Here is an 18,242-nt window from a genome sequence, read left to right as displayed (position 1 = left end):
CAGTCAGGACTCCAGGGATCCGTCGAGGGTTTTGATAGCACCATACAGGTTCGGACGGCGATCGCGGAAGGAGCCCCATGCACTGCGTGTGTGTTCGAGTTTGTCGAGGTCGAAGGTGTGAACCAGGATCCCTTCTTCGGTTTCGTTGAGTTCCTGCACCTTCTCGCCGAACTGGTTGGCGATGAAGGAAGAACCATAGAAGGTGATGTCGTAGCCGTCTTGTTCTTCGTTGCCGATGCGGTTACTGGCGATCAGCGGCATCAGGTTAGCGCCGGCGTGGCCCTGTTGTACGCGCTGCCAGTGATCGCGGGACGAAATGGTCTTGTCGTGCGGCTCGCTGCCTATGGCAGTCGGGTAGAACAGGATTTCCGCGCCTTGCAGCGCCATGCTGCGAGCGGCCTCGGGGAACCACTGGTCCCAGCAGATGCCCACGCCGATCTTCGCGTATCGGGTGTTCCACACCTTGAAGCCGGTATCGCCCGGGTTGAAGTAGTACTTCTCGTGGTAGCCAGGGCCATCCGGGATGTGGCTTTTACGATAAATCCCGAGGTTGCTGCCGTCGGCATCGATGATCGCGATGCTGTTGAAACGTGCGCGGCCTGCCAGTTCGTAGAAGCTGATCGGCAATACGACTTGCAGCTCCTTGGCGACTTTCTGGAAATGCTTGATGGCGACGTTGTCTTCCACCGTTGTCGCCAGTTGCAGGTAATCCGGGTTTGGCTTCTGGCAGAAGTACGGTGCCTCGAACAATTCCTGGATCAGGATGATCTGTGCGCCTTTGGCGGCGGCTTCGCGGACCAGTCTTTCAGCGACCTCGATGTTGCCTTCCAGGTCCCAGGAACAGGCCATTTGCGTGGCAGCGACAGTAACGTTACGGCTCATGAAGCATCTCCGGGCAAGTGCGTGACGGTCGGGCATGGTTCATCCACGCCCTAGCATTGGCGACTTTATATCCGATAAAAATCGGCTTTTGAAGCTAAAAAAATGCATTTCGTCTAAACAAGCACTTAAAATCCCGATAACAATCGAATTAACACCCCTATTCCTGTGGGAGCGAGCCTGCTCGCGATGGCGGTGGATCAGTCAACATCAATAGTGTCTGTTCGGCCGCAATCGCGAGCAGGCTCGCTCCTACAGGGGTGATGTGTTTACAGACCCTCCGCGAGCACCTTCGAGAGCATGTCCACAAAGAAATCCACGCTCTGGCGCGACGTCACCATCGGCGGCTTGATCTTGAGCACGTTCAGGTAATCGCCTGTCGGTTGCATAAAAATCCCCAGTTCGCGCAAGCGATCGCACAATGCGGTGGTTTCTTCGGTGGCCGGCTCCAGGGTTTCACGGTTGCGGATCAACTCCACCCCCAGATAAAACCCGGAACCATGCACGGCGCCGACCAACGGATGAATATCGATCAGCGCTTCAAGGCGCTCCTTGAAGTACCCGCCGACGACCTGGGCGTTTTCCCAGAGTTTTTCCTCTTCCATCACATCCAGCACCGTCATGCCGATCTGGCAACTGACCGGGCTGCCACCGGCGGACGAGAAGAAATACCCCTCGGCCTCCAGCGCTTCGGCGATTTCCCGGCGGGTGATCACCGCGCCCAGTGGCTGGCCGTTACCCATGCCCTTGGCCATGGTGATGATGTCCGGTACCACGCCCTGCTCTTCAAAGCCCCAGAAGAAATGCCCCATGCGCCCGTAACCCACCTGCACTTCGTCGGCGATGCACACGCCACCTTGGGCGCGGACCATGGCGTAAACCTGCTGCAAGTAACCCGGCGGCAGCGAGATGCCACCGGCATTGCCGTACACCGGCTCGCAAATGAAACCGGCCAGTTGGCGTTTTTGACCGGCGATTTTCGCCAGGTTGTGTTCGACGCTGCGCACGTAGTCCGGCGTGCTGTCAGGGCCGCGGAATTCGCCGCGATAGGTGTTCGGCGCGGTCACCGGGTGCACCCAGTCCGGGCGGCTGCTCAGGGCCTTGGGGTTGTCGGCGATCGAAGTCGATACCGCATCCGCGCCGACTGTCCAGCCGTGATAGGCCTCCAGTACGCTGAGCATGTCGCGTCCGCCGCTGTAGGCCCACGCCAGGCGAATGGCCAGATCGTTGGCCTCGCTGCCGCTGTTGACCAGGAACACCCGATCCATGCCCTCTGGTGACAATTTCAGCAGGCGCTCGGAGAACTCGGCCACGGCCGCATAGTTGAACCGCGAATTGGTGTTGAGCAACGACCACTGACGGCTGGCGACCGCCGCCATGCGCGGATGGCCATGGCCGAGTACCGCGACGTTGTTGAGCATGTCGAGGTAGGAGCGGCCCTGCATGTCGATCAGGTGGTTGCGCCAGCCGCGCTCGATACGCGGCGGGTCGACGTAATAGTGTTTTTGCGTGCGGGCGAAACTGGCGTCGCGGCGGGCCAGCAAGGTCTGTGAATCGAGCTCCTCCTGCGCATCGCAGGCCAGCCCCAGCAGCGCCGCTGGCGACGGGCACAATGCTTGCCAGGCGCCTGCACGTGAAGGCGTGCAAAACAACGGTGCGGTAAACGACGCCCCTCGGCACAGCTGCACGATCAACGGCCCGCTGACCGAGCCCAGCACCTGGCCTTTGACCAGTGCAGCGCCGGTGTGCAGCGATGGCGTGACACCCCACAACCGCACGCTCAGTTGCGGACCGTCCAGTTGCAGCAACCCGGGCATCGGCTGGTGCACCACCCCGGCAAACGGCGCTTCGACTGCCGTGCCGTGGGGCACGCGCAATTCGACGTGCAAGGGACAGGTGTCCGGCTCGCCGGCAGTGTCCGGGCGTGTGCGGGACAAACGGTATTGCCCATAACGACTGGCCGCCAGGCCGTGGACGGCGGCGGCTTCGTCCAGGAGGCGCTGATCAATGCCTTCCTGCTCCCAGTTACCGGCCTCGAAATGCGGGCTGAGCACGCCCATGTCGATCAACGCGAACTCTCGCCCCACCAGGCTCGGCAGCAGCGGCGCAAAGCCTTCGCCGCCAATGCCAGGCAGATTCTGCCCGACGGCCGACAGGATGGCCGCTTCCATCAGCGCCAACGGCACCGATGTGGCCACCCGGAAGATTTCCCACTCGTGGACGAGATTATCGCGGCTATAGGTATTTCCCGGGTCGATGCTGACCTGCTGTTCGCCACTGAGCACCAACACCGCCGCGCGGGCGACGATCAGCGGCCACAGCGCCAGCAGTTCTTCATGCTGTAACGGATTGACCGCGTGATACGCCTGCACCGCAGGCAAAATGCAGAACGGATCGCCTTCACCATGGTGCAGCAGCGCTGCACAGGTCACCGACAGGTCGGTAATGCGCCAGGTGCGAACCAAGTCGCCGAAATCGATCACACCTTGCAGTTGCCAATGGCGTTGCGCATCTCGCTGCCAGACCACGTTGTCGTCGGTGATGTCCATGTGAATGGCCTGCACCGGCAACTTGTCTTGCAGTGGCAACAAATGGCGTTCGGCCTGCCCGGATGCTTCAACGATCAGCCGACGCTGGGTTTCATCCTTGATGACCGGCAGCAAGTGCGCGATCAATGCGTGGGCGTGGCGCGCGTCCCACTGCAGGGTTCGCACCAGGCCCGGATGATCAAAATCCGCCAGCGCCAGGTCCATTTCACCGCACAGCCGCCCGAAACCGGCCACCACCGTGCGATTGAAGTATTCGAGGTGCGTCAGGGACTGGCCCTCGATGTAATCCAGCAGGCGCACATGCACCGCTTGGCCAGCGACGTTCAGGGACAACAGGTCCGCACCGTTTTTCGCCGCCATCACACGCGGCACGTGCACGCCCGGATGTTCAGCCAGATGCTTGAGCCCGGCATGCTGGGCTTGCAACTCCAGCGCCGAATAGTCGCCCCGGCAGATTTTCAGGACAAAACGGCCTTGGTCGCTGTCGACGCGGTAGTTCAAATCCTGCTGGCTGCCCAGGGCCTGCAACCTGCCGCTCAGCCCGTAATGCTCCTGCAACAGCTCAAGCGCTTGCTCCGCAGACACTTGCGGGCTGGGCAAACTGGCGCGATGAATCAACGTGGCGAGCGGCATGAAACAGACCTCTTCAATGAAGGTGTTAAATTTATTAGGCGCCTATATCGCCACTGCACGAGCCGATACGCAACCCCCCTTCAGCCGGCCGGCAAGCGGCTGGATCGGCCAACCACGAAGAAAAAAACACATGACGCTCGCCCTAAACCGGCACTCTGGGCAAGAATGGCCACCATCAATGCCCATCGTTGGAGAAACCCATGAATGTTGTGACCACCGACCTGCCCGGTGTTTTGATCATCGAGCCCAAGGTTTTCGGTGACGAACGTGGTTTTTTCTTCGAAAGTTTCAACGCGAAGGTTTTCCAGGAAGCCACCGGCCTGAACACCCAGTTCATTCAGGACAACCATTCGCGCTCGCAAAAAGGCGTGCTGCGCGGGCTGCATTACCAATTGGAGAATACCCAGGACAAACTGGTCCGGGTCTGCTCCGGGGAAATCCTTGATGTCGCCGTTGACGTGCGGCGCAGCTCGCCGCATTTCGGCAAATCGGTGGCCGTACGCCTTTCTGCCCAGAATAATCGCCAGCTGTGGATCCCCAAGGGTTTCGCCCACGGTTTCCTGGTGTTGAGTGATTTCGCCGAAGTTCTCTACAAAACCACTGAGTACTACAACCCGTCGGCCGAACGCAGCATTCGCTGGGACGACCCGGACCTGGCCATCGACTGGCCGCTGGATACCGCGCCGCAACTGTCGGCCAGGGACCAGGCCGCGGCCTTTTTCAAGGACGCCGACGTCTTCGACTGAAACACCGCTCGCACCGGCCCCAAGGTGCGCAGACTGCGTCGGCAAGCCTAGGCATAATGCACCTGTACCCACAGGCGCTCGATGCTCATGACTCCGACCCTTCCCCGCAGACCCCGCTGGCGCAGCCTGGCCCTGCTCGCGCTGTGCCTGGCGCCTTTGCTGTGGCCATTGGAGCACCTAGCCGAGCGCTATTACCGCAGCGAACTGGCTGGCCAGAATCGCCAGACCCTCGATCTCTACGTCGCCAACCTGCTGGGCACCCTGCACCGCTATGAAGTACTGCCGCAGATCCTCGGCGACCTGCCGGCCCTGCGCGCCGTGCTTGGCGCGCCGGACGATGGCGTCACCCAGGGCAACGCCAATCGCCTGCTGAAAAACATCAGCACCCAGACCGGCGCCGAAGTCATGTACCTGATGGACACCACGGGCAAGACCCTGGCCGCCTCCAACTGGGACAAGCACGACAGTTTCGTAGGCCGCAACTTTGCCTTCCGGCCGTACTTCAGCGAAGCCATGGCCGGCCGGCTCGGGCGATTTTTCGGGCTGGGCACCACGTCTGCCAAACGTGGTTACTTCTTCGCCGCCGCCGTACGAGAGGGGGAGAAAATCACCGGCGTGCTGGTGGTCAAGGTCGACCTCGACCACACCGAGAGCCTGTGGGGTAAAACCCCGGAGCAATTACTGCTGACCGATCACAACGGCGTGGTCATCCTCACCTCGCGGCCGGAATGGCGTTTTCGTTCAACCCGGGAGTTGAGCGAAGAGGAGCGCAAGGCCATCACCGCGATCCAGCCCTACCCCACCCGCGAGCCCAAGCCGCTGAAGCTCAACCCCAACGCCTGGCTGACCCAGACCCAGGCGATCGCGGAAACCGGCTGGAACGTCAGCATCCTCGCCCCTCGTACCCTGATTGATCGCCCGGTGCGCACCGTGGTCGCCATCGGTGGCGCGACGCTGTTAGTGTTGATGCTGTTGCTCGGCCTGATGATGCAACGCCGCCGTCACTACCTGGAACGGATCGCCTTCGAAGCGAAGGCCCGACGCGAACTGGAGGGCCGGGTAGCCGAGCGTACCAGTGATCTTGAGGGCCTCAACCGCCGGCTCAAGCAGGAAGTGCTGGAGCGCGAACAGGCCCAGCAAGAGCTGGTTCGCGCCCAGGATGACCTGGTGCAGGCTGGCAAGCTCTCCGCCCTGGGAACGATGTCGGCGAGCATCAGCCACGAACTCAACCAACCGCTGGCAGCGATCCGCAGCTACGCGGAAAACGCCGAAGTGCTGCTCGACCACCAGCGCACCGACGATGCCCGTGGCAACCTCAAGCTGATCAGCGAATTGACCGGGCGCATGGCGTCGATCATCGCTCACCTGCGCGCCTTTGCCCGGCGCGACCGCCATGCCCCGGAAAGCGTCGCCCTGCAGCCGGCGCTGGACGATGCCCTGGCCTTGCTGGCCAAGCGTCGGCGCAGCATGGAGGTCGAGCTGATCCGCGACTTGCCCGCCGCCACGTTGTGGGTCGAGGCCGGAGAAACCCGCCTGCGCCAGGTGCTGGGCAACCTGCTGGCCAACGCTCTGGATGCCCTGACGGAAAAAGGCCCGCCACGTAAACTCTGGCTCAGTGCCCAATCCACGGCCGAGGGCGTCAACCTGTACATTCGCGACAACGGCCCCGGTTTCTGCCTGGAGGCCCTCGGCCGCGCCAGCGAGCCCTTCTACACCACCAAGACCCGCACCCAGGGCCTTGGATTGGGGCTGGCGATCTGCGAGACCCTGATGCGCGCCTTCGGCGGCGAACTGTCATTCGCCAACCACAAGGAGGGCGGCGCCCTGATTACCCTGAAGCTACGCGCAGGCGCACCGGGTGTGAGCCTGCAACCGTCCGAGGACCGAAGTGCATGACCATCGACAACCGCATCCAGGTCGTGTTGATCGACGACGATCCCCACCTGCGCCAGGCCTTGAGCCAGACCCTGGACCTGGCCGGCCTGAAGATTCTGCCGCTGGCCGAAGCCAAGGGCCTGGCCGCGCAACTGGAGCGCGACTGGCCGGGCGTGGTCGTCAGCGATATCCGCATGCCGGGCATGGACGGCATCGAACTGCTCACCGAACTCCACGCCCAGGACCCGGAACTGCCGGTGCTGCTGATTACCGGCCACGGCGATGTGCCGCTGGCGGTGCAAGCCATGCGCGCCGGGGCCTATGATTTTCTGGAAAAACCCTTCGCCAGCGACGCGCTGCTCGACAGCGTGCGCCGCGCCCTGGCCTTGCGCCGACTGGTGCTGGACAACCGCAGCCTGCGCCTGGCCCTGAGCGATCGCAATGAATTGAGCACACGCCTGGTCGGGCAGTCGCCCTCGATGCTGCGCCTGCGCGAACAAATCGGCGCCCTGGCGGCGACCCGGGCGGACGTGCTGATCCTCGGGGAGACCGGGGCCGGTAAAGAAGTGGTCGCCCGGGCGCTGCATGACCTGTCGAGTCGGCGCAGTGGTCCGTTCGTGGCGATCAACGCCGGGGCACTGGCCGAATCGGTGGTCGAAAGCGAGTTGTTCGGCCATGAGCCAGGCGCCTTCACGGGCGCGCAGAAACGCCGCATCGGCAAGTTCGAATTTGCCAACGGTGGCACGTTGTTTCTCGATGAGATCGAAAGCATGAGCCTGGACGTCCAGGTGAAATTGCTACGCTTGCTGCAGGAGCGTGTGGTCGAACGCCTGGGCGGCAATCAACTGATCCCGCTGGACATCCGCATCATCGCCGCCACCAAGGAAGATCTGCGCCAGGCCGCCGATCAGGGCCGATTCCGCGCCGACTTGTACTATCGCCTGAACGTCGCGCCATTGCGCATTCCGCCGCTGCGCGAACGCGGTGAAGATGCGCTGGTGCTGTTCCAGCATTTCGCCGATGAAGCCAGCGCCCGCCACGGCTTGCCGCCCCATGAACTGCAACCCGGGCAACGCGCCCTGCTGTTGCGCCACACCTGGCCCGGCAACGTGCGCGAGCTGCAGAATGCCGCCGAACGCTTCGCCCTGGGCCTGGAGCTGGCACTGGACAACAACGAGGTGCAAGGCACGGCTGGCACAACAGTAGAAATGGTCAGCGGCGGGTTGAGCGAGCAAGTGGAAAACTTCGAAAAAACCCTGATTGCCGCCGAACTGGCGCGCTCGCACAGCTCGGTGCGCAGCGTCGCAGAAGCGCTGGGCATTCCACGCAAGACCTTGCATGACAAATTGCGCAAGCACGGCCTGAGCTTCGCCGACAGCGGCGCCTCCACCCACGGCGACGACCTCGATTGAGCCGCCGCCCACTCATCCACTTCAAACAAGAGGCCGCTGAATGAGCCGCGACAGTCGTCAACTGGAATCCGTCCTCCATCACGACATTCCCCTCACCCGGGACATGGGCCTCAAGGTGCTCGACTGGCACGATCAACAACTGCGCCTGTACTTGCCCCTGGACGCCAACGTCAACCACAAGAGCACCATGTTCGGCGGCAGCCTGTATTGCGGCGCGGTGCTGGCCGGTTGGGGCTGGCTGCATCTGCGCCTGAAAGAAGAAGGGATAACCGATGGACACATCGTTATCCAGGAAGGGCAGATCAACTACCCGTTGCCAGTGACAGGCGATGCACATGCCATTTGCCAGGCGCCGAGTGCGCAGGTGTGGAAGAAATTCCTGGCGATGTATCAGCGCTACGGGCGGGCGCGGTTGGTCCTGCACACGCGGGTGGTGAACGCGGGTAGCGATGAGGATGCAGTGAAGTTTGTCGGGCAATACGTGTTGCACCGGTAAGTGTTTTGGCTCCTGTAGGAGCCGGCTTGCCGGCGAACCAGGCGATGCGGTGTGTCAGGCAGGCCGCCTTCGCTGCGATGCGGCGACCCGACAAGCCAGCTCCTACAGGGTAGCCAACGCCAACAATTGTTCCCGCCACGCAGCCTTGGCCGGCAACGCCAGGAAAAATTCGTTCAGCAGCGATTCCCGGGCCGGGTAACAGAACGGCTTGCCATTCAGGTCCAGCACCTCGCCACCCGCCCCTTCCAGCACACCTTGCGCCGCCGCAGTGTCCCACTGCGAAGTCGGCGCCAGCCGCGGATAACAATCCGCCGCCCCTTCGGCCAACAGGCAGAACTTCAGGGAGCTGCCGATATTGGCCAGTTCCAGATCACCCAGGCTGGCGCTCAACCCAGCCAGCAAGCGTTCCTGTTCCGGACTGGAATGGCGACGACTGGCAACCACGATGAACGATTGACCGGGGCTCGGCACCTCACGCACCTGAATCGCCACAGGCGTACCACCCTGATCGCAACGCCACGCGCCGAGACCGGTGCCACCGACATAGAAACGCCCGTTAGTCGGCATCGACACCACGCCAAATACCACGCGCCCCTGCTCGATCAGCGCGATGTTGACGGTGAACTCTTCGCTGCCGGAAATAAACTCCTTGGTGCCGTCCAGCGGGTCGACCAACCACCAGCGCTGCCATCCGGCGCGTACGCTCTGCGGGATGTTGGCGTCTTCTTCGGACAACACCGGAATGCTCGAGTCCAGTGCGGTGAGCCCGGCCAGGATCACATGGTGGGCGGCGAGGTCGGCGGCGGTGACCGGAGAATCGTCGGCCTTGGCGGTCACGGCAGTGCCAACGCGCCAGAACGGCAGGATCGCCTCGCCGGCCTTCAATGCCAGCTCGACCACCGGCGCCATCAATGGATGGGGAAAATTCATGGCTGGAACACTCCGCGCTGAATCAGCAGGTCACGGGCCAGGTACAAGGCCGCCAAGGCACGGCCTTCGGTGAACTTCGGGTTCTGCGCCAGCGCCGACAACTCGCGCAGGTTGACCTTGTCCATGCCCATCGGCTCCGGTTCGTCACCTTCCAGGCGCTCTTCGTACAGGTCAGTCGCCAACACCACCTGGATCTTCTGGCTCATGTAACCGGGTGACAACGACAGCTCGGTCAGATGTTCCAACTGCCGCGCGCCAAAACCGGCCTCTTCCTTGAGCTCGCGTTCGGCGGCCGCCAAAACGTCCTCGCCCGGCTCGATCAAGCCTTTGGGCAGTGAGAGTTCGTATTCATCGGTACCACCGCAGTATTCTTCGACCAATACGGCATGGTCGGCATCGAGCATTGCCACGATCATCACGGCGCCATAGCCTGCGCCCTTGCCGACCAACCGCTCATAGGTGCGCTCCACGCCGTTGGAGAAACGCAACTTCAGCTCCTCGACGCAGAACAAACGACTGGTGGCGACAATCTCGCGGGCGAGGATGGTGGGTTTCTGGCGCATGAGCGGCTCCTGGGCGATAGCGGGTTACTATACCCGGCCTATCCTGCTTGTTGTCCTTGGATACCTTTTTTTACCGCTGGAGAAGTTTTTTATGTCCCTGCTGCCCTGGCACGACATCGATACCGTTCTGCTGGACATGGACGGCACGCTGCTGGACTTGCACTTCGACAACCATTTCTGGCTGGAGCACCTGCCCCAGCGCTACGCCGAGCTGCACGGGGTGAGCCGGGCCATGGCCAAGATGGAGTTGCATCCCCTGTTTGAACGCAATGCCGGTCAGCTTCAGTGGTACTGCCTGGATTTCTGGAGTGCCGAACTGAAGCTGCCCGTGCGCGAACTGAAACTGGAAACCGCTCACCTGATCGCCCTGCGCCCGGATGCGGACACCTTTCTGGCAGCGATCAAGCGTGCAGGCAAACGCGTGGTGCTGATCACCAACGCGCACCGCGATTCGCTGTCATTGAAGCTGGAACGAATCGAGCTGGCACCGTATTTCGAACGATTGATCAGCTCCCACGATTACGGTTTCCCCAAGGAAAACCCGCAGTTCTGGGAGGCCTTGCAGGCCGACATCGACTTTGACCCGGCGCGCAGCCTGTTTATCGACGACACCCTGCCGATCCTGCGCAGTGCCAGGGAATTCGGGGTGGCGCATTTGTTGGCGGTCAAAGAGCCGGACAGCCGCAAAGGGCCCAAGGACACGGCGGAGTTTGCGGCGGTCGAGGATTATCGGGATTTGATTACCGGGCTTTGAGATCGTGTTGACTGCTTCGCGGGCAAGCCTCGCTCCTACAGGATTTATGTCGTTCGCATCATGTGTGAACGACACAGGTCCTGTAGGAGCGAGGCTTGCCCGCGAAGGCCATCACACGGACTTAAGGATTACTCGGGAATCCGCAGCGATTGCCCCGGATAGATCTTGTTCACATCCTTTAGCATCGGTTTGTTAGCTTCGAAGATCTTGTTGTACAGGTTGGCATTGCCATACACGCGCAGGGAAATGGCGCTCAGGGTGTCGCCCTTCTCGACCACGACAAATTTCGCGGCCACGGCCACGGGGCCAGTGACGGTGATCTGGTCTTCAACACCGCTGACACCCGCCACATTGCCCAGGGCCAAGAGAATTTTCTCCTTCTCTTCTTGCGTATTCGCTTCGCCGCTTGCGATGACCTTATCGCCCTCGACCTTCACCTGAATCTTGGACGTATCGATCCCCGTCAACGCACTCTGCACATGCTTGGTCAGCGTTTCGCTGTTGGCTTCGGCCTTGTCCGGCGTCAACGCGTCGAGGATTTTTTCACCGGCTTCTTTGAGAAAACTGAACAGGCTCATCGTTTCGCTCTCCTTGGGTTTCGGGTTCCAGACGCAAAAGCCTAGACCACGGCAGTCATTTGCCAATCCAACCCGACCAATGACGCCGCTTGCGATAGAATCTGTCCCTTCCCGCACCCAGGAGCGAAGATGGACATCAAGCAGCTGAAATTCCTCATCGCACTGGATGAAACCCGCCATTTCGGCCAAGCCGCCGCACGCTGCCACATTACCCAGCCGACCTTGTCCATGCGCCTGCGCAGCCTCGAAGAAGAACTCGATCTGCCGCTGGTCAATCGCGGCCAGCGCTTCGAAGGCTTTACTGCGCCTGGCGAGCGGGTGCTGGCCTGGGCGCGCACCGTCCTGGCGGCCTATGACGGCTTGTACGCCGAGGCGGCCGCCTGTCGCGGCAACCTGGTCGGCACCTTGCGCCTGGGCGTGGTGCCGCTGTCGAGCTTCGACCCCTTGCCGCTGCTGCAACGCCTGCACGCGGAGCACCCGAACCTGCGATTCGAACTCTCGGCGCTGAGTTCCGAGCAGATCCTCGAACAGCTGGCAAACAACCGCCTGGACCTCGGCGTGTCCTACCTCGAACGCCTGGATGCCGAGCGCTTCGATTCCCTGGCCTTCAGTGAAACCCGCATGGGCCTGCTCTACGATCAGCGATTCTTCAGCTTCGGCGAAGCGCCGCTGAGTTGGGAATCGTTGATCGAATTGCCGCTGGGCATGCTTACCAGTGGCATGCACTTTCGCCAGTCCATCGACCACAACTTCCATAGCCGCGGCCTCAACCCCCAGCCTTTGTTGCAAACCGATGCCGTCCATCAACTGTTACAAGCTGTGCACGGCGGCCTGTGCTGCGCCGTAATGCCACTGGACGGCGGCCTGGAAGAACTGACCGATCATTTGCGCCTGCAACCGATCGAAAACGCCCAGACCCTCGGTCGGCTGGGGCTGATCATGCGTCGCAGCGCACCACGTTCGGCCTTGGCGGAAGCTTGTTTCGCGATCTACCAACAATCATTGACCGGTGCCTGATCGACGGCATCTATCGGTAGATCAGTAATAGCGATTAGACGTGACAAGTTGTCACGCCTAGTCTTAAAGCTGATCAAACCCTCGGTGATGCCATGAACACCAAGCGCCCAGCCTGCGCGGCGCCTGCCCTCGAAACGCCTGCGCCCGACGCCAGTCAGATATACAGCTACAGCAACCTTGAGCACTCGGAGTCAGCCAGCACCGCGCTGGCCGAGGAAGTCGCGCTGGCGATTGCCTATAACGGCATCAGCCAGGCGGTGATGCTGGTGACGCCCACAGACCTGGAGGACTTCATCGTCGGCTTCAGCCTGGGCAGCGGCATTATCCAGGACGCCTCGGACATCTATGACCTGCAACTCAGCGGCTCGGGCTCGGCGCAGTACGCGCAAGTGACGATCGCCAATCGCGCGTTCTGGAACCTCAAGCAACAGCGTCGGCAACTGGCTGGCACCAGCGGTTGCGGGCTTTGCGGCGTGGAAGCGGTCGAGCAGGCATTGCCCGAGCTCAAGGTATTGCCCGGCGCGCCCCTTCCACCGGCCGAATGGCTCGAGGGCCTGCGTCAGCGCATCGGCGCGTTCCAGCCGCTTGGCCAGCACAGCGGGGCGGTGCACGCGGCCGTGTTCATGAACGACCAAGGCCAACTGTTGCTGGGTCGGGAAGATATCGGCCGGCACAACGCCCTCGACAAATTGATCGGCGGCTTGATCCGGCAAAACATTTCGACGTCTGGCGGGCTGGCGATTGTCACCAGCCGATGCAGCCTCGAATTGATCCAGAAAGTCTTGCGCGCCGGCATCCAGACCCTGGTCAGCCTGTCGTCGCCTACCGGGCTTGCCGTGCAATGGGCCCGTCGCCACAACCTCAATCTCATTCATCTGCCTCAAAAGAATGCGCCGCGGGTCTACAGCCCAGCGTTGGAGAACCAAGCGTGAGTCAACACCGTCAAGCCGACCAGAAACCCGTCCCTCGCTACAAGCCCTACAAAGGCGCGGCCGGAGGCTGGGGCGCACTGATCAGCGTCGCCCAAGCCTGGTTGACCAGCGACAACGCGCTGAAAAACCTGCGCATGATGCTCAAGACCAACAAGAACGGCGGCTTCGACTGCCCCGGTTGCGCCTGGGGCGATTCCAAGGAAGGCGGCATGGTGATGTTCTGTGAGAACGGCGCCAAGGCGGTGAACTGGGAGGCGACTAAACGCCGCGTCGACGCCAAATTTTTCGCCAGGCACAGCGTCACTTCACTGCTGGAGCAAAGCGACTACTGGCTTGAGTATCAGGGCCGGCTGACCGAGCCGATGAGCTATGACGCCGAGACCGATCGCTACAAGCCGATCAGTTGGGACGCTGCCTTTGCGCTGATCGCCAAACACCTGAACGGCTTGTCGAGCCCGAATCAGGCCGAGTTCTACACCTCGGGCCGGGCCAGTAACGAAGCGGCTTTCTTGTACCAGCTGTTCGTGCGCGCCTACGGCACCAACAATTTCCCCGACTGTTCGAACATGTGCCACGAGGCCAGCGGCGTGGCATTGGCACAAAGTGTCGGCGTCGGCAAAGGCACCGTGACCTTCGACGACTTCGAACATGCCGATGCGATTTTCGTCTGGGGCCAGAACCCCGGCACCAACCATCCACGGATGCTCGAACCGCTGCGTGAAGCAGTGAAGCGCGGCGCCCAAGTGGTGTGCATCAACCCGTTGAAAGAGCGCGGCCTGGAGCGCTTCCAGCACCCGCAACACCCGATCGAAATGCTCACCAACGGCGACAAACCGACCAACACCGCGTACTTCCGGCCGGCACTGGGCGGCGACATGGCGATCATGCGTGGCATGGCCAAGTTCCTGCTGCAATGGGAGCGCGACGCCCAGAAAGCGGGCGAGCCTGCGGTGTTCGATCACGCCTTCCTCAATGAGCACAGCGTCAATGTCCTGGACTACCTGGCCGCCATCGACGAAACCCCATGGCAACAGATCGTCGAGCAGTCCGGCCTGTCCCTGGTGGAAATCGAGCAAGCGGCGCGCATGTATGCCAAGGGCAAGAACGTCATCATGTGCTGGGCCATGGGCATCACCCAACATCGCCATTCGGTAGCCACCATCCAGGAAATCGCCAACCTGATGTTGCTGCGTGGCAACATCGGGCGGCCAGGTGCCGGCCTGTGCCCGGTGCGGGGCCACAGCAACGTGCAGGGTGACCGGACCATGGGCATCAACGAGCGGCCACCCGTGGCATTCCTCGATGCCCTGGAACGTCGCTTCCAGTTCAAGGTACCGCGCGAAAATGGCCACAACGTAGTCGAGGCGATTCATGCCATGGCCGAAGGTCGGGCCAAGGTTTTCATCGGCCTGGGCGGCAACTTCGCTCAAGCCACCCCGGACAGCCCGCGCACCTTCCAGGCCCTGCGCAACTGCGACCTGACCGTGCAGATCAGCACCAAGCTCAACCGCAGCCACCTGACTCACGGGAAAGACGCCCTGATCCTGCCGTGCCTGGGCCGCACCGACATCGACATCCAGACCGAAGGCGCGCAAGCGGTGACCGTCGAAGACTCGTTCAGCATGGTCCACGCCTCCAACGGCCAGTTACAGCCGCAGTCGAACCAGATGCGCTCGGAACCGGCGATCCTGGCGGGCATCGCCGCGGCGACACTGGGCAGCCATCCGGTGGACTGGAACTGGCTGGTGGCCGACTATGACCGCATCCGCGACCTGATTGCCGATACCATTCCAGGCTTCAAGGACTTCAACGAGAGGGTCAAGCACCCAGGCGGCTTCTACCTGGGCAGCAGCGCCGGTGCGCGCAAGTGGAACACCGCCTCCGGGCGCGCCAATTTCCGTGCTAACGCGCTGCCCAAGGACCTGGTGCACGAACGCACGCGCGCAACCGGTGTGTTGCCCGACCTGATCATGCAATCGATGCGCTCCCACGATCAGTACAACACCACGATCTATGGCCTTGATGACCGTTATCGCGGGGTGAAGGGGCAACGTGACGTGCTGTTCGTCAACGAAGCCGACATCATTCGCCTGGGCTTCAAGCCGGGGCAGAAGGCTGACATCGTGTCGATCTGGGATGACGGGCTTGTGCGTCGGGTGAAAGGCTTCACATTGTTGGCGTTTGATATTCCGGCTGGGCAAGCGGCAGCGTACTATCCGGAAGTGAATCCGCTGGTGCCGCTGGAAAGCACTGGGGATGGCAGCCACACGCCAACGTCGAAGTTCGTGGCGATCCGGTTGGAAGCGGCGAGTGAGACAGGGTTGATCCTGGCGAAGTCGGCTTAAGATCGCAGCTTGCGACAGTTTCTAATCGCCCACAAAAAAGGCCGTTTTCTCATGAAAACGGCCTATCCGAAGTAGTAAAAGACCGGCGAAAAAGCATTAAGTTCCGCCCAAAAAACAGCAACTTATAGAAATGTGCTCAAGTCGTGTTATTCGTCGGATTTCGATTGTCACGTCCATGGCACAGCCTCAGGATCGCGTCGTCATCCCCTTGAGGTTCCTCCATGAAGTTCTCCTCGATTCTCTTGTTGTCCCTTGGCCTGGTCAGTGGCATGGCCTCTGCTGGCGGCACCACCGAAGCAGGTGTGGGCGGCGCATTGGGCGGGGTTCTGGGCTCGGTCGTCGGCCAATCGCTTGGCGGCAGTACAGGTTCCACCATCGGCGCGGCCCTGGGCGGCGCGGGTGGTAGCGCGGTCGGCGCAGACAAACACAGCCGTGGCGAAGCCGCCATTGGTGGTGCGCTGGGCGCAGCCGGCGGTAACGTGGTCGGCCGCAGCATGGGCGGCACCACCGGCAGCCTGATCGGCTCCGCGGCAGGCGGCGGCGCCGGTGGCGCGCTGGGTAACTACATGGGCAACAAAGCTGATGATGACGACGATGATGATCACCGTCGTTCCTATCGTGACCACGACCGTCGCTACTACCGTGACGGCCACCCGGGGCGCGGTCATGCCTATGGCCATCGCAAGCATCGCCATCGTCACTGATACCGGAAAGGTTTAAGTGACAGATAAAAATCGCAGCCCGAGGGCTGCGATTTTTTTTGCCTGCTTTAAACCAGCAGGTGCTCCATCGCACTGCGCAAACCGGCCGGAATCGCCACTGGCTGATTCGACGCCCGGTCGACAAACACATGCACAAAGCGCCCGGCTGCACAGGCCTCATCTTCCCCGACCTTGAACACCGCCAGCTCGTACTGCACCGAGCTGTTGCCCAATTTCCCCACTCGCAGGCCGATCTCGATCCGGTCCGGGAACGCGATGGAAGCAAAGTAATCGCAGGCCGAACTCACCACGAAACCCACCACCTCACCATCGTGGATATCCAGGCCGCCCACTTCGATCAGGTAGGTGTTCACCGCCGTGTCGAAGAAGCTGTAATAGGTGACGTTGTTGACGTGACCGTAGGCGTCGTTGTCGTGCCAGCGCGTGGTGATGGGTTGGAAGTGCGGGAATTCGGAGCGTTGGGGCATCAGTGTTGGTTCCTAGGGTTGAGTTGGTAGTCTAGAGTGAAAGGCGCCGGACAGGCGCCACATCAAATCACTTGTCAGCAAACCCTTTCCCAACCGCCGCCAAATCCCCAATCAACCGCGCCGGGCTCCAGTGATCACCCTGGCGGGTCTCCAGCGCCATCAGGCGTTGATGAATATCCGCCAACCCCTGCTGATCCGCCCAGGCCATCGGCCCGCCCTTGTCCACCGGGAACCCGTAGCCGTTGAGGTACACCAGGTCGATGTCGTGAGCCGATCCGGCGATCCCCTCCTGAAGAATCTTCGCGCCCTCGTTAACCAATGCCAGCAGGCAGCGCTCCAGAATCTCCTCCGGGCTAATCTCGCGGCGATGAAAGCCAAGCCCTTCGCTGACTTCCAGCACCAGCGCATCCACCTGCGGATCGTGTTCAGCCTGACGACTGCCCGGTTCATAGTGGTAGTAGCCGTTGCCGCTCTTCTGACCAAAACGGCCCTGTTCACACAGATGGTTATCCACCTGCACCTCTGGTGCATCCTGCCCCACCCCGGACAGTTGCCGGGCGCGCCATTGCAGATCGACGCCAACCACGTCGAACATACGGAATGGCCCCATGGCGAAACCGAAGCCTTGCAGCGCCGCATCGACCTGATAGGGGTAGGCGCCTTCCAGGAGCATCTTGCGGGCTTCCAGCACGTAGGTATTGAGCATGCGATTGCCGATGAAGCCGTCGCAATTGCCCGACACTACGCTGACCTTGCCCATGCGCTTGCCCAGCGCCAGTGCCGCATCGATGACCGCCGGTGCAGTCTTGGCGCCCCGGACGATTTCCAGCAGTTTCATGATGTGCGCCGGGCTGAAGAAGTGCAGGCCAAGGACCTGTTGTGGGCGGCCAGTCACTGCGGCGATGGCGTCGATGTCCAGTGCCGAGGTGTTACTGGCCAGAATGGCTTCAGGTTTGAGCAAACCGTCCAGTTCCCGGAAAATGGCTTGCTTGAGTTCGAGGTTTTCGTAGACGGCTTCGATAACCAGATCGACATTGGCAATAGCCGCATAATCGGCGGCCGCCGTGATCCGCGCGATGCGGGTGTCGGCCTCGACCTGGTCGATGCGTTCCTGCCGAACACTGTGGGCATAGGTGTCCGCCACGGTAACCAGTGCCTGTTCAAGCATCTGCGGATTGTTATCGACCCATTGAACCGCCACCCCGGCGTTGGCCAGGCACATGACGATACCTCGACCCATGGTGCCCGCGCCGATGACGGCTGCGCGCTGAATATTGAATGGTGTCTGGCTCATGATTGTTCTCTTGTTGGCGATCCGAAGACAGCCCTCACCATAGTCAGCCG

General features: G+C 61.6%; 16 protein-coding genes. 9 read left to right on the top strand and 7 right to left on the bottom strand.

Annotated features, from left to right (window positions below; all coding sequences use genetic code 11):
- Positions 1–3: 3 nt before the first annotated feature.
- Positions 4–882, bottom strand: coding sequence for an N-carbamoylputrescine amidase (gene aguB / locus HFK74_RS12855; protein ID WP_008058457.1), 879 nt, complete (start codon positions 880–882; stop codon positions 4–6).
- Positions 883–1,148: 266 nt separating this feature from the next.
- Positions 1,149–4,061, bottom strand: coding sequence for an aminotransferase (locus HFK74_RS12850; protein WP_180203835.1), 2,913 nt, complete (start codon positions 4,059–4,061; stop codon positions 1,149–1,151).
- Positions 4,062–4,261: 200 nt separating this feature from the next.
- Between HFK74_RS12850 and rfbC the strand changes: the two genes are divergently transcribed.
- From rfbC to HFK74_RS12830, 4 genes are all read left to right on the top strand, one after another.
- Complete coding sequence (gene rfbC, locus HFK74_RS12845) at positions 4,262–4,807, top strand: dTDP-4-dehydrorhamnose 3,5-epimerase (RefSeq protein ID WP_180203834.1); 546 nt, start codon at positions 4,262–4,264, stop codon at positions 4,805–4,807.
- A gap of 87 nt (positions 4,808–4,894) precedes the next feature.
- On the top strand, positions 4,895–6,703 hold the full coding sequence (locus tag HFK74_RS12840) for an ATP-binding protein (RefSeq protein ID WP_180203833.1): 1,809 nt from the start codon (positions 4,895–4,897) through the stop codon (positions 6,701–6,703).
- Positions 6,700–8,094: a sigma-54 dependent transcriptional regulator gene (locus HFK74_RS12835; protein ID WP_180203832.1), complete on the top strand. Its 1,395-nt coding sequence runs from the start codon at positions 6,700–6,702 to the stop codon at positions 8,092–8,094. The genes HFK74_RS12840 and HFK74_RS12835 overlap by 4 nt, the downstream gene beginning before the upstream one ends.
- A 40-nt stretch (positions 8,095–8,134) precedes the next feature.
- Positions 8,135–8,590 (top strand): YiiD C-terminal domain-containing protein, encoded by a 456-nt coding sequence (locus tag HFK74_RS12830; RefSeq protein WP_180203831.1) that lies wholly within the window; start codon positions 8,135–8,137, stop codon positions 8,588–8,590.
- 102 nt (positions 8,591–8,692) lie between these two features.
- On the opposite strand, the gene cysQ is transcribed toward HFK74_RS12830, so the two are convergent.
- Entirely contained in the window at positions 8,693–9,520 is an 828-nt protein-coding gene (gene cysQ, locus HFK74_RS12825; RefSeq protein ID WP_180203830.1) for a 3'(2'),5'-bisphosphate nucleotidase CysQ, read from the bottom strand.
- Positions 9,517–10,083 (bottom strand): ADP compounds hydrolase NudE, encoded by a 567-nt coding sequence (gene nudE, locus HFK74_RS12820; RefSeq protein WP_180203829.1) that lies wholly within the window; start codon positions 10,081–10,083, stop codon positions 9,517–9,519. Before nudE ends, cysQ begins: the two co-directional genes overlap by 4 nt.
- A gap of 91 nt (positions 10,084–10,174) precedes the next feature.
- On the opposite strand from nudE, the gene yrfG reads away from it, so the two are divergent.
- A complete protein-coding gene (yrfG, locus tag HFK74_RS12815) occupies positions 10,175–10,837 on the top strand; it encodes a GMP/IMP nucleotidase (protein WP_180203828.1) in 663 nt (220 codons plus the stop codon).
- Between the two features lie 128 nt (positions 10,838–10,965).
- Here yrfG and lysM read toward each other — a convergent pair whose 3' ends face one another.
- Positions 10,966–11,415 carry a peptidoglycan-binding protein LysM gene (gene lysM / locus HFK74_RS12810; protein WP_180203827.1) on the bottom strand — a complete coding sequence of 150 codons (450 nt, stop codon included), beginning with the start codon at positions 11,413–11,415 and terminating at the stop codon, positions 10,966–10,968.
- A gap of 129 nt (positions 11,416–11,544) precedes the next feature.
- Between lysM and HFK74_RS12805 the strand changes: the two genes are divergently transcribed.
- The 4 genes from HFK74_RS12805 to HFK74_RS12790 all read left to right on the top strand — a co-directional run bounded on the left by HFK74_RS12805 (position 11,545) and on the right by HFK74_RS12790 (position 16,413).
- Complete coding sequence (locus HFK74_RS12805; protein ID WP_008058421.1) at positions 11,545–12,432, top strand: LysR family transcriptional regulator; 888 nt, start codon at positions 11,545–11,547, stop codon at positions 12,430–12,432.
- Positions 12,433–12,524: 92 nt separating this feature from the next.
- Positions 12,525–13,364 (top strand): formate dehydrogenase accessory sulfurtransferase FdhD, encoded by an 840-nt coding sequence (gene fdhD / locus HFK74_RS12800; protein WP_180203826.1) that lies wholly within the window; start codon positions 12,525–12,527, stop codon positions 13,362–13,364.
- Positions 13,361–15,709 (top strand): FdhF/YdeP family oxidoreductase, encoded by a 2,349-nt coding sequence (locus HFK74_RS12795; RefSeq protein ID WP_180203825.1) that lies wholly within the window; start codon positions 13,361–13,363, stop codon positions 15,707–15,709. Before fdhD ends, HFK74_RS12795 begins: the two co-directional genes overlap by 4 nt.
- A gap of 221 nt (positions 15,710–15,930) precedes the next feature.
- A complete protein-coding gene (locus tag HFK74_RS12790) occupies positions 15,931–16,413 on the top strand; it encodes a glycine zipper domain-containing protein (RefSeq protein WP_180203824.1) in 483 nt (160 codons plus the stop codon).
- A 65-nt stretch (positions 16,414–16,478) separates the two neighbouring features.
- Here the strand turns inward: HFK74_RS12790 and HFK74_RS12785 are convergent, their stop codons facing one another.
- Both HFK74_RS12785 and HFK74_RS12780 read right to left on the bottom strand, forming a co-directional pair.
- Positions 16,479–16,898, bottom strand: coding sequence for a thioesterase family protein (locus HFK74_RS12785; RefSeq protein ID WP_180203823.1), 420 nt, complete (start codon positions 16,896–16,898; stop codon positions 16,479–16,481).
- A gap of 67 nt (positions 16,899–16,965) precedes the next feature.
- Entirely contained in the window at positions 16,966–18,192 is a 1,227-nt protein-coding gene (locus tag HFK74_RS12780) for a 3-hydroxyacyl-CoA dehydrogenase (protein WP_180203822.1), read from the bottom strand.
- Between the last annotated feature and the right edge of the window lie 50 nt (positions 18,193–18,242).

Origin of the sequence: Pseudomonas sp. SbOxS1 (assembly GCF_013416725.1) — a bacterium.
Taxonomy (GTDB): domain Bacteria; phylum Pseudomonadota; class Gammaproteobacteria; order Pseudomonadales; family Pseudomonadaceae; genus Aquipseudomonas.
The sequence above is the reverse complement of the archived record's forward strand: the minus strand, read 5'-3'. Positions and strand labels throughout refer to the sequence as shown.

Coding starts and splice junctions, on each gene's coding strand:
- aguB (WP_008058457.1), bottom strand. CDS start 882: ATGAGCCGTAACGTTACTGTCGCTGCCACGCAAATGGCCTGTTCCTGG.
- HFK74_RS12850 (WP_180203835.1), bottom strand. CDS start 4,061: ATGCCGCTCGCCACGTTGATTCATCGCGCCAGTTTGCCCAGCCCGCAA.
- rfbC (WP_180203834.1), top strand. CDS start 4,262: ATGAATGTTGTGACCACCGACCTGCCCGGTGTTTTGATCATCGAGCCC.
- HFK74_RS12840 (WP_180203833.1), top strand. CDS start 4,895: ATGACTCCGACCCTTCCCCGCAGACCCCGCTGGCGCAGCCTGGCCCTG.
- HFK74_RS12835 (WP_180203832.1), top strand. CDS start 6,700: ATGACCATCGACAACCGCATCCAGGTCGTGTTGATCGACGACGATCCC.
- HFK74_RS12830 (WP_180203831.1), top strand. CDS start 8,135: ATGAGCCGCGACAGTCGTCAACTGGAATCCGTCCTCCATCACGACATT.
- cysQ (WP_180203830.1), bottom strand. CDS start 9,520: ATGAATTTTCCCCATCCATTGATGGCGCCGGTGGTCGAGCTGGCATTG.
- nudE (WP_180203829.1), bottom strand. CDS start 10,083: ATGCGCCAGAAACCCACCATCCTCGCCCGCGAGATTGTCGCCACCAGT.
- yrfG (WP_180203828.1), top strand. CDS start 10,175: ATGTCCCTGCTGCCCTGGCACGACATCGATACCGTTCTGCTGGACATG.
- lysM (WP_180203827.1), bottom strand. CDS start 11,415: ATGAGCCTGTTCAGTTTTCTCAAAGAAGCCGGTGAAAAAATCCTCGAC.
- HFK74_RS12805 (WP_008058421.1), top strand. CDS start 11,545: ATGGACATCAAGCAGCTGAAATTCCTCATCGCACTGGATGAAACCCGC.
- fdhD (WP_180203826.1), top strand. CDS start 12,525: ATGAACACCAAGCGCCCAGCCTGCGCGGCGCCTGCCCTCGAAACGCCT.
- HFK74_RS12790 (WP_180203824.1), top strand. CDS start 15,931: ATGAAGTTCTCCTCGATTCTCTTGTTGTCCCTTGGCCTGGTCAGTGGC.
- HFK74_RS12785 (WP_180203823.1), bottom strand. CDS start 16,898: ATGCCCCAACGCTCCGAATTCCCGCACTTCCAACCCATCACCACGCGC.
- HFK74_RS12780 (WP_180203822.1), bottom strand. CDS start 18,192: ATGAGCCAGACACCATTCAATATTCAGCGCGCAGCCGTCATCGGCGCG.